Source organism: bacterium (assembly GCA_016716565.1).
Classification (GTDB): Bacteria; Bacteroidota; Ignavibacteria; order Ignavibacteriales; family Ignavibacteriaceae; genus IGN2.
This window is the reverse complement of record JADJWC010000003.1, coordinates 551,666-564,582: the sequence shown is the minus strand read 5'-3', so window position 1 is coordinate 564,582 and position 12,917 is coordinate 551,666. Positions and strand designations below refer to the sequence as shown.

Sequence of the window (12,917 nt, the reverse complement as noted above, 5' to 3'; positions counted from 1 at the left end):
CTTATTATTAACATAACCCGTCCCGAATATACGGGACGGGTTGTAATTATTTATCTGATTACTTCAAGAGTAACATCTTTTTAACTGAGACGAACTTGTCTGTTCTCAGTTCATAGATATACATTCCGGTTGCGACACTTCCTGCATTCCACTGGTATTGATATCTTCCTGCCTGCAGTGATGTGTTAACCAGTTCTGCTACCTTTTCTCCCAATGCATTATAGATCGATAACTTCACATTTGCCACATCTTCCGGCAATGAGAACTCTATCACTGTGCTTGGGTTGAATGGATTCGGATAGTTCTGCTCCAATGAATATACTGTCGGCAGCAACTCTCCGCTTACCTTCAGCTTCTGTATCGTTGCATCACTGATCACTACATCTTCACCTGATTTCAGATTTGTGTTCAACATCTTTCCGCTTTCATCCATCAGCCTGATATCCATTCCTTCTACCTTTACTGTCAATGGATATACTACCCCGCTCATCTCTATCGTCTGCACTGCACTGTTGATGTCTTCTGCTATCCTTCCACTCGTGAACCTGAAATCATACATCCCTGCCGGCGGTGCCGGTGGTAATTCATACTGACTTAGGTCTACTTCTCCCTTTACTGCATACAATGTGTAGCTTATTCCTGCTGCATCCGTCAGTACTATTCTTCCCCAGTCCTCGGCAAAGTATTCTACTGGCCTGCTTTCCTTTGCCATAGTCTCCGGTATGATTATCTGTCCCGCGCCTGTCAACTTTATCCAGTAGCCAAATCCAGGATCTATTGTCGTAGCTGCGGTGTATCCGCCTGAATACTTGAAGATTGGACCACTCTGCAGTCCACCTGGAACTGTGGTTACGTTGGCTGCTGTTACACTTAGCTCATATCCACCTATCATATTCCAGCCTGAGGCTCCTGCTAGTGGTGCGTGTGGTACTATCTGTATTCCGCCTGATGGCCATTCGTCTCCTGTGTTATATACTCTGGCTCCATCTTGTTTCATCCAGTATCCCTCTCCCGGGGTTGCTGTAGTTACTTGTGTATATCCACCTTGATACTTGAATACCTGTGAGCCTGCTACTCTATATGCCCACCACGTACCTACATTCTGATCTACCGGATGTAGTCCAGGTATCGATACCATATTCCAGCCATTGGCTACGTTTACTGAAAGCTGGAAGGTGTTTGATGCCGCAACTTCAACAGATCGCATTATCCATGCTCTTTCTGTAGTTATAATGAGGGGTGACCAAGTAGTAGTATCAGGTGAATTTTCGTAGTAGCTTCTTCCTGGTGTAAATCCATTGTTATGAGCACCACACGGATATAAAATTCCTAAAGGAGCTTTAATTGTAATCCAATAATCATCACCTGCTGGTATAATTGGTGCGGTATCGTCAAATGCAAAGTGAATATAATCACCGGCACTGGCATAATAACTCACTGTATCATAGATGATTTTTTCATAAAGTACTGCACCAGGAGCGTTAGGTGACGAACTTGTATCTCTAATCTGAATTTCCCAGGTTCCACCTGTCACAGTTTCAGTTCTGCATATGAAATCAACTCCTGCTAATTTTATATCATTCGCCGGTGCAGTAAATCTAACACCAGCTTTAAATGTGATTGCAGCATTATTGAATCCTATGTAAGTATCAACAGTATTATCTCCACGATCATAAATAGTACGTGTGAATGTATCCGGATAAACACGCATACGGAATGGAGTTGCAGTGTTATTTCCGGTCACCTCATCACCAGCTACTGTAATGTCACCAGCGATCATAAATGTACCACGTTCTCCGGAAGTCCAGGAAATTGTAGCAGTATCTGTGCCTGATGCTGGTACGCTGGGTCCATTATATGTTGGCTGAGCAACGCCACCAGCGGTCCAATTCAAATTATATGCAGCAGCATTTAAACCGAAGTTTTCTATAACACCTTTTAAGCTAGCTGCAACTAATTCAGGATTGAAAGGAATTACCCCGCCATACGAAATCGGATTTAATCTTTCAACATTTGTTGATTGAACACCAATAGCAGTTGGTGATAAACTAGTTTCGTTCTTTATACCGGTGTGAATCAATTCCTCATTCTCACTTACTTTATAATCGGTGAACTTTTCACCTGGTCCTGGAACAGGTAAACCTGTAGCTTGATAGAAATCTGTAAATGCCAGATCTACTGCCGGAACATATACCTGCGGACCTTGAATATCATCCAGGAATATTCTGAATTTATTTAAACCTCTATTTACAAATGCTATGTAAACATTCCCTGAATAAACAGACAAATTATATGACTTCCTCATCCAGGTAGCACTATTACTTGCCAAAGAGTCAAGATCAGTCCAGGTTCCATATGGATCATTGGTTAATCCAATTTTAATAACCATACTTTCAGTGTACGTTGAACTGTAAGCACGCCACCAGAATACAAGGCTATCTCCTGAAACGACCGTAAGTTTTGGAGTTATTAACCAGTCATTGTTCTGAATGGTAGTAGATTCCCATCTACTAGATGCTGATGCTGGTGGTGACAAGAAATATGGACTAGTTGTATAACGACCCCAAGCTCCTGATGTTCCAGCATCGAGGTTTGCAACTGTCCAGCCTGCTGGTGGGAATGTTGTACCCGTAAAGTCTTCAAATAGGATTCCTTGAGGAAGAGCTGTACCGGCTAGTGGAACTAATGCAGGTGAACCAGTTGCATTGTGTACGATCTGCATTGTAGCACTCTTTGCACCTGCTGAAGTAGGCGCAAATGATACCGTAATAACTTCATTTTCACCAAGGCCTAAATTAATTGGATAAGCTATACTGCCAAGTGTGAACTGATCGGCATTAGTACCTGTCAATGTTATGCCGCCGGAATTAATTGTTAGTGTGCTGCCGCCATCGTTTGTAATAGTGAAGTTTCTATCTACTGTAGTACCAGCTAAAGTTGTTCCAAAATCTGCGCTGGCTGGATCAATTGCAAATATTGGTGAGGTTGGTACTGCCTCCCAGCTCACATTATCAATTAAAATACTTGACGCTGGATTACCGGTATGGCGAATTGCTAAGTATTGGTTAGAGCCAGGTGCTGTTCCTAAAATTGCCGTATATAACTGATAAGTAAGACTAGCCATCGTAACTGTATCAACTGGCACAAATGTCAATGGGTCAACAGGATTAGTCAGATAACCAATCTGAAGATTTCCACCAACAGAAACATTTCCTCTAGCATAAAATTTAAGCCAATGTGTGCCTGCACCTGCATTACTCACTGGAGGTAGAGATACCATCGCTATACTAGATGTTGAGGTCGAATAAATATACAAGCAATTTGGTGCTGAGTAGTTGTTGCTAGTTTGTGTATAAACAGAACCTGTTGTTCCTACTTTAGCCCAGCAACTCGGTAGTGCTGGAGTTGTTACTCCATCAAAATTCTCGAAGAAATCAGTAACTACTCCACAAGGTGTCGTTGCGTTAGCATTAACACCAAATGAATAATTCACACCATCGTAAGAGAATAATCTATAGTAGTATGTTGTTAATGGTGTTAATCCAGTATGATTGTACGGTGATGTTGTTGTATTTGCAATTAATGTACCTCCTGCGAACAAATTACCCGGTGCTGGCGGAGGACCTGAAGGTGTTGTGAAATTACCATCAAGGTTAAATACAATAACAACATTATTATTATTTCCATTAGGAGTAAATGCTATATTAATCTGATCACCACTAATAGCTGTGGCACTTACATCTGTAGGATCAACTACTGATGGTGGTACATAAGCATACTCATCCGCACCAATATCCGGTGTTGTTGCGTTTCTTGTATCTCCATCAATATCATTTGGTATTGATGCAAAATACAAACCTTTACCATCCAGCAGATTGATAAACGGCTTAATATGTAAATCATCATTGCCAATAAAACCGGGATCTCCGTAAAGACCACTAGCATCTAATCCCGTAGATGTTCTCCAGGTAGAAAGATCTGCTACATCATTAATGCCCTGATAAAATCCCATTACCCCGCCTATCCCATCCGTAAAGTAACTGTTGTAGTCGAATTCACGCACAACCTGGTTGGTATCACTTATATAAACAGCATAGTGCTTGCCGGTCCCTGTGCCATTTGATCGAGCAGAATATACTGCGTTATTATATGCTTTAAAGATATTTGCATCATCTCTAAGAGCGAGAGCATTAGTTGTGCTTGTACCTGTAATACCTGAACCGCCAAGATATATGGAATTAAAATATACTTCCATTGAATTTGCCGAATAACCGAAATAATCTATTCCTGCTAATATTCCACTTGTATGTCCTGGATTGGCAAGAGAAATGAAATTATTCCTTACAATATAATCACCTGAGGTACTGCTACCAGCTACATAAATGCCTTTAACTGTAGTACCATCAAGATTATATATTTTGGAATTTTCAATAATTAATCCATTTGCCCTCAGGACGTAAATACCATAAGTTAAAGTGGTCGTTACATCATCAGTCATATAGATTTCACAACCGTCAATAAGTGTATTAGTATTTGGTCCACCGTTAACATAAATACCATAATCATCGAAGTTGTAAATATCACATCCAACAATACTATTTCCTGTACCTGTAAAAGTGCTAAAGAAATAGACTCCAACACCGGGTCTGGTAGCAACAGTATCGCTGTTTTTAATAGTACAATTTCCAAGATAGTTGTTATCATTCATTCCAGCATTAAATACTACGGTACCTGAAGATGAACTTGAATTTTCACTTTCCAATACCAAATTCTTTGCAACATTATTACTAGCCCCACCCCAAAAATGCAGTGCTGAAAGTTTCGTTCGGATAGTAAGAATCGACCAACGAAAATGTAACCGGACCTGAAACACCTCTCAAGTTAAGATCATTAATAGCTTCAGTTAGCGTAGGATATATCCCATCTGTGCTTTCCTGATAAAATCTTCGATCGAATGGTTTACCATTTTCCATCAGTTCTTTGTATGTCTCTGTTACTGTTACAAATTGGGGAGATCTGTCAGGATTTAAAAGTTCAATTTTGCTCTCTGTCTGATCTTCTTTAACTGCATTTATATCCTGCATTGCATCAGGACCATTAATATCCTTTGTTACAGTTCGAGTACGAGTTTCAAAGTAGACCTGTTTGCCTGTCTTTTGAATGAACTCAGCTAATCCGACCGTATAAGTTCCACTGAGAGGCAGATCAGTAATAAGGTAGAAATTTGGTGTTGATGGTGGAGTTGTGCCCGGAGGATTTGAACCTGAGCCTCCAAAAGGATTTGTTATAACATTTCCATTTACATCTTGTGCAGCAACATAATAAACGATTGTATCTCCCTGTGCAATACCACCAATAGCAGAATAATTAATCGTAAATGTGTAATCGTCACCGGAAATAGTTGGCGCATTATCAAAAACATAAGATAGATCGTTAATTTTTTTAAGATAGAATCTCGGGGAATTTGATCCACCTGCAATACCACTTGCATCTGTAATAGTTGCCGTTAAGCTAACAGAAGTCGAAGTGTAATTTACATTTGGAAGCAGAGTATATGTTATATTAGGTGGAGTTAAATCTGCACCAATTCCTACGAATTCATCAGCACCAATATCCGGTGTTGTTGCATTACGGGTATCACCATCATAATCATCATTAACAGCAATAGGTGTGGTGATTGGAGTTCCACCGCTCTCAAGCTGCGTTGGTGTTGTTGTACTGATATGTAAATCATACGGAGCTGAACCAACATTTATAAATGGTGGATTACCGGAAACAGAAGCTGATTCTCCCGGTGTTAAATGTGCCTGAACTTCGGAGATCAGCTGAAGATTATTTGTACCATCAGAAAAAAGAAGGTTGCTGGCACTTGGTGTCCCTGCATAAAAATTATTATTGTTAGAGATTGTGTTGTAATTTGCAAGACTTGTTGCACTGCTTCTTCTGAACGCAACAGTCAATCCGGTTCCCGTGGGAGTAGAATTATTTACTATCACATTATTTCTGATATCAAGTGTGGAATAAGTAGCGGTTGCGCTGTAAGTATGGTAGAGACCAGACGATCCGAAATTTGCACCTGATGAAGATGCATCTAGGTAAACGGTATTATAATATAAATTCCGGGTTCCGGTTGCTGAAGCACTGGAAAGATAAATACCTCTTATAGCATCAGTTGAAGCAGATGCTGGTGCTTTTAAATCAGAAATGAAATTATTGTAAACATATATATCTGTTCCCGTACTTATTTGAAGACCTGCAACCATTGATGTAGTTGTCGTAGTAGTACTGGAAGTAAGATCATAAATATTATTCTGATATATATGACCAACTGCAGCATCTGTGCTATAAATACCATATATATTATCAGGGCCAGTATTATCATAAACTGAATTGCCATAAACCATCTTTGTCGTCGTAGCAACTTCACTACTATATAGGCAATATACATCACCTGTCCCGCCAGAATTTGTATTGCCATATATTTGATTATCATATACATTTGCAAAACCATTCGCTGCAGTACTACTGTTATATACCCAATATGTGGATAGTGTCCCGGTTCCTGCGATTGTCTTTGTATTATTCCTAACAATATTACCGTACATATTTACAGTTTCCGCACTTGCACTATTATATACACCATAGACAGATCCTGTTGATGTAACGTTAAAATTCTCAATAGTATTGTTATATATATTTACTGTATTGCCCACACCAGTGCTGCCAGAACTATTACTAATACCATAAGTTGAAGAGGAAGTACTAGTATTCGTCAGTGTAATCGTATTCTCAAAAATATCAACATTAGCATCTGTACTTGATGACACCAATGTTCCATACAATGTTGATGTACCAGCACCTGAAAAACTATTATATGCAACCTGGATATCATTGGCATAAATTGAGTAGAAACCATATGAGGTTGAGGGTGAGCCAAGGTTTGTACATACATTACCGCCACCTGATTGTCCGATGGTAATTACACCATCATACATTGCTGTAGCGCCTCTCTGATAAATAGAGGTCGCAGCATTATCAATTGTGCAACCCGCAATTAGGATGTTATCATTCATACCACTTGAGGTAGAAACAACAACACCTGTTGCAGATGATACGGAGGTAGGTCCATTGCTTATGCAAATACCGATTACTTCATCACGAGCACCTTTGTTCAATGTAACTGAAGCATTCAATATTGATACAAACTGGCAGCCATTTGTACCATCGGGTTTATTAGTAAAATATCCATACTCGATGCCTTCGTCCGTGGCTGTTAAATCAATTCTATCAAATGTGATATAATCAGTTCCTTCTAACCTGATCACTGCATCACCCTGGGCTCCGGGTGCTGTAGTTGAAAGAGATCCTGCATCAGTTCTTGTGACTAATGGATTAGTTCCACCGCCACTCTTTTGAAAAGTGATAGTATTACCGCCTGTTCCTGTGACAGTAATTGTTATCGGTGCTGTTACGCTTTCTGTATGTCCGGCAGTAACATTAAATGTTACACCGCCCGTTCCCACACCGACCAGATTTAATGAATCAACTGCCTGTTTAATCGTTGCAAACGGGCTTCCCGGAATAGTATACGAACCGGATAAACCCTGTGCAAACGAATACTGCGTGGCTATAGACAGTGTTATTATGAAGCCAAGCAATACGATTCTGAAATTATTCGATTTCATAACACCTCTCTTAATAATTGAATGAAATTAATTAATTAGTTGTCCCCTCCACAGTAAGTAGTAAAATCTCCTTGAATTAATTTTATGATCACTTTAATCAAATTTCTTCCTTTTATTCATCTGTTAAATCTATCGCCTAATTTTCGTCAATGTTACTTAAGTATTGATTTATTTCAAAAACATCATTTTCTTAACTGAATTAAACTTATCTGTTCTCAATTCATAGATATACATTCCGGTTGCTACATCTCTTGCATTCCACTGGTATTGATATCTGCCAGCCTGCAGTGATGTGTTAACCAGTTCTGCTACCTTTTCTCCCAATGCATTATAGATCGATAACTTCACATTTGCCACATCTTCCGGCAATGAGAACTCTATCACTGTGCTTGGGTTGAATGGATTCGGATAGTTCTGCTCCAATGCATATACTGTCGGCAGCAACTCTCCGCTTACCTTCAACTTCTGTATCGTTGCATCACTGATCACTACATCTTCACCTGATTTCAGATTTGTGTTCAACATCTTTCCGCTTTCATCCATCAACCTGATATCCATTCCTTCTACCTTTACTGTCAATGGATATACTACTCCGCTCATCTCTATCGTCTGCACTGCACTGTTGATGTCTTCTGCTATCCTTCCACTCGTGAACCTGAAATCATACATCCCTGCCGGTGGTGCTGGTGGTAGTTCATACTGACTTAGGTCTACTTCTCCCTTTACTGCATACAGTGTGTAGCTTACTCCTGCTGCATCTGTCAGTATTATTCTTCCCCAATCCTCTGCAAAGTATTCTACTGGTCTGCTTTTCTTTGCCATCGTCTCCGGTATGATTATCTGTCCCGCGCCTGTCAACTTTATCCAGTAGCCAAATCCAGGATCTATTGTCGTAGCTGCGGTGTATCCGCCTGAATACTTGAAGATTGGACCACTCTGCAGTCCACCTGGAACTGTGGTTACGTTGGCTGCTGTTACACTTAGCTCATATCCACCTATCATATTCCAGCCTGAGGCTCCTGCTAGTGGTGCGTGTGGTACTATCTGTATTCCGCCTGATGGCCATTCGTCTCCTGTGTTATATACTCTGGCTCCATCTTGTTTCATCCAGTATCCCTCTCCCGGGGTGGCTGTGGTTACTTGTGTATATCCACCTTGATACTTGAATACCTGTGAGCCTGCTACTCTATATGCCCACCACGTACCTACATTCTGATCTACCGGATGTAGTCCAGGTATCGATACCATATTCCAGCCGTTGAGTAAGTCAACGGATAATTGAAAAGTATTAGTCCCACAGTCGTATTCGTCTGCACCGATATCAGGTGTGGTTTCACTTCTTAAATCTCCGTCAATATCAGTTGTTATTGCGGCGATTGGAACACCAATATCACAAACAGTGCTGAATGAAGGATTAATATGCAGATCAGTTTCGCTTAGGTAATGTGGATCTTCAGAAATACTATTAACATCCTGACCAGTTATGGTTCTCCAATCAGTCAATGTTGCAACATCAGCACCAAAATATCCAATTACACCACCAGTAGTCCAGTAGTCATTATAATCAATGAACTGAAATGTTGTCGTGTTTGGAGAAAATACTGCATAGTTCTTCGGTGAAGTCCCACCTAACCTTGTATTAGAGAAAATATTATTTCTGATATCTATGTTTGTTGCAGCAACAGATAAATAAAGACATGATGAAACCAACCCGCCAGCAGGATTTCCAATTGAATCTGAAATACTAACTGAATTGTAGTACACTTTATATCCGGAACCACCTGCAATTCGTATTCCAACGAGGTACATATTTGTATTTCCGTAAGTACTCAGATCATAAATCATATTATTAACAATCTGGTTATCGTAGCAATTCGTAGCAGATGCAAAGTAGATTCCCAAGGAATTATATCCCGTCGTTCCCGGCTGCTTGATTGAATGTATTTTGTTTTTACTTACAAATGCATTGTTAACGTTTTGGGTAAAATATATCGCCCATTTGCTGACATCAAAATACATGTTATATACTTCATTGCTTAAAACTTGTGGTGCATCTGCATAACCAATATACATTCCATATTCAGTTATCGATTCACTTACAAGATCTGCTCCAAAAATATTTCCTGCTACCAATAAATTAATCATTTGATCTGAAGACGTTCCTCTTATCCATAAACCGTTACGAGTATTATAAATCTTGTTTTCAATAATTGAAATATTATCAAAGTCTGCACCGCCAGCATTTCCTGTACTTAAAGATCCAGTCGAGCTTCCACCAAAAATTGCGAAGACGTTTGCAACATTATTTATCCCGGCTTTAATGTTGCAGTTTCTTATCGTAATATCCGAACATCCTAATCCAGCACCCAGACTTATCAATTGGAATGTTGCTGTGTTGTTTGTGTCTTTGTTATTAACAAAGGTAAGATAGTTTCCGGAACCATTAAATCGTCCGTCGATGGAAACACGATCTGCACCGGTAAGACGGAACAAACCACCTTTATAGGTTCCTGAGATAGTTCTGTTTACAGTCGAGTTGGGTTGAATAATTAAAGTATAGTTTCCAGCTCCCTGCTCAACCCACTGATTAAGACTGTATTCGCCTGTTTCACTTAGATCGCTTATAATTTCTGCAACCACATTTCCGGTTACAATGTTATCATTAAAAGTATTAAATAATCCATATTGACCAGTTAATGAAGGATAGTCTCCTCCGGTGCCTACTGTTACAGTACCATTCAGTAATGCAATAATGTAATATGAATTAATATCTCCGGTAATCGGAAATGCTGCTGGAGTTAAATTCACCGATGTCGGTGGAGTATTAAAATCACCTTTGTTGATACCAACATTTACCGGGGATGCATTATCCTGTGCAATAACAAAATATTGAATTATGTCACCCATTTGGACGCCTGTTCCTCCGAAAAGCAATGCATAGTTTATTAGAAATTCAAACGGAGAACTTGTATTGCTTGTTTCCACATACTTCCAACCATTTGTGCCCGAAGTATTATCAACAAAAGTATTATTATCAGACAATCTCCTGAAATAAATTCTCGGTGCAGTACCAGGAGTTACGTTGATACCACTTTGATCAGTTATAGTGACATTGGATAATGTTCTGTTTGATGTCGAAGTTGTAGGATCCAATACAGTATATATGATGGAGGGTGCCGTGATATCATTACCAATTCCAATAAACTCATCTGCCCCAACATCCGGAGTTGTTGCATCCCTTAGCTCTCCATCAATGTCTGCATTAACTGTTATAGGATTAGTGACCGGTGTTCCGCCACTTTCAGTTTGTGTTGCCACCGTTGTTTTTACATGAAGATCATACGGAGGAGTTGTTGAATTTTCAAAAGGTACATTTTCAGTAAATGAGCTGGTCTCCCTGGGTGCAACGCGAAGTTTAAATTCATCCAGTGTTTGATCGAAATTTGTTCCATCATAAAATATTACATTGCTGGCGCTTGGTGTACCTGCATAGAAACAATTATTATTTGAAAGATTTGAATAATTGTTCAGATTTACATTAGCCGCACTTCTTCTGAATGCAGCAGTTTTACCAGTGCCGCTTGCGGTTGAAAGATTTACAACGATATTGTTACGCATATCCAATGCTGCAGTTGTCGATGTAGTACTGTTTGTGTGATAGATACCAGACGAACCAAAATTGGTTCCACCTGAGGCATTCAGGAATATAGTGTTATGGTATAAACCGATATTGGACCCTGCAGTGGTGCTAGTAATATTGATGCCTCTGACAGCATTTACATCAGAAGAATTAGAAGCCTTTATATCAGAAATAAAATTATTATAAATAAATGTATTTAAAGGTCCTGAAGGAATTAATATACCTGAAGCAACAGATCCTGAACTGCTTATGGTTCTGTTATCGAAAATTTTATTTCCATAAATATAATTATTTCGGCCACCCGTAATGTGGATACCATTTATCGCACCACCTGAACTATTATTATAAATTTCATTATTATAAATATTTAAATATTCTGTGCTATCAGTAGTTGGATTGAAATAAATACAATGCATTGGACCCGTACCAGCAGCCTTTGTATTGTTTCTACAACGGTTTCCATAAATATTGACAGTGGCCGCACTAGCTAAATTATAAATCATCCAGAAACTATTAATTGAAGAACCTGCGTACAAACAATTCTCAATTGTGTTATTATAAATATTTACTCTGTTATTCTCACCCGAACTTCCCATCGAATTTGTAATCGCGTAGATAAGACTTGTACCGCTTTGGGTTACGGTGACGCTATTTAAATAAATATCAACGTTTGAATTGGTTCCACTTCCAGTTCTTATACCATACAGTACGCCCGTTTGAGATGCACCACCACCATTAACGGAATTATGGGCAATCTTAAGATTATTCTGGTATTCAATGTTCATTCCGTAAGCAGTTGCCGATCCATTACCATATGCAAGAATAAAATTACCAGCATTTACACCAATCTCATTCTTATTACCATAATAGGGAGGTGTTGTTGCACTAATTATTCTGATTCCATTATATGAATCAATTGTATTATTATCAAACTTACAATAACTCATTACATCTAATGTATCCGAAAGAGTAAGACCAGTTGATGATGATGGTGTATGGTTAGCAGCATAAATTCCCCACGTAGAGGTATTTGCCTTGTTGAGAGTTATTGTTGAGTTTTTTATCGTTACAAAATAGCAACCATCTACAGGCGCAGTTGCATTCTTCTTCAATAATGCATAGCCCCATTCCATTCTCGAAATGTTGTCCGGATTAGCTGCATCTTCTGATACATTTATTCCGTCAAAAGTGATATAGTCGCCACCTGCAATTACAATTATTCCATCGAGTGTACCTATTCCAGTCCATGCGACTATTGTTGGATTAGTTCCTGCACCACTTTTTTGAAATATTATTGGATTAGATTGTGTTCCGGTTGCAGTAATCAATCCGGCAGTCGATGAAGGAAGTGTATCTATAAATCCGGCTGATACATTAAATGTAACTCCGCCGGTACCAACACCTTGAGTATTTAAATCTGCAACAGCTGCGGCAAATGTTGCATAGTCTCCGGGAATTGTTTTAATTCCGGTTAATTGAGCAAGGGAATTTCCCTGGATCATAAAAAGTGTTATGAAAAAAACTAAAGCAAATTGTTTAACGAGCCAATATCTCATTACACGCTCCAATAAAAAATTAATAAATGATTACTT

Annotated in this window: 3 protein-coding genes; all 3 read right to left on the bottom strand. The window is 39.2% G+C overall.

Annotated elements, in window-relative coordinates; genetic code table 11:
• Nucleotides 1–58: 58 nt before the first annotated feature.
• A complete protein-coding gene (locus IPM14_14675) occupies nucleotides 59–4,762 on the bottom strand; it encodes a choice-of-anchor J domain-containing protein (protein ID MBK9099328.1) in 4,704 nt (1,567 codons plus the stop codon).
• A 25-nt stretch (nucleotides 4,763–4,787) separates the two neighbouring features.
• On the bottom strand, nucleotides 4,788–7,685 hold the full coding sequence (locus IPM14_14670) for a hypothetical protein (GenBank protein MBK9099327.1): 2,898 nt from the start codon (nucleotides 7,683–7,685) through the stop codon (nucleotides 4,788–4,790).
• A 168-nt stretch (nucleotides 7,686–7,853) separates the two neighbouring features.
• Nucleotides 7,854–12,881, bottom strand: a complete 5,028-nt coding sequence (locus IPM14_14665) for a T9SS type A sorting domain-containing protein (protein MBK9099326.1) — start codon at nucleotides 12,879–12,881, stop codon at nucleotides 7,854–7,856.
• Between the last annotated feature and the right edge of the window lie 36 nt (nucleotides 12,882–12,917).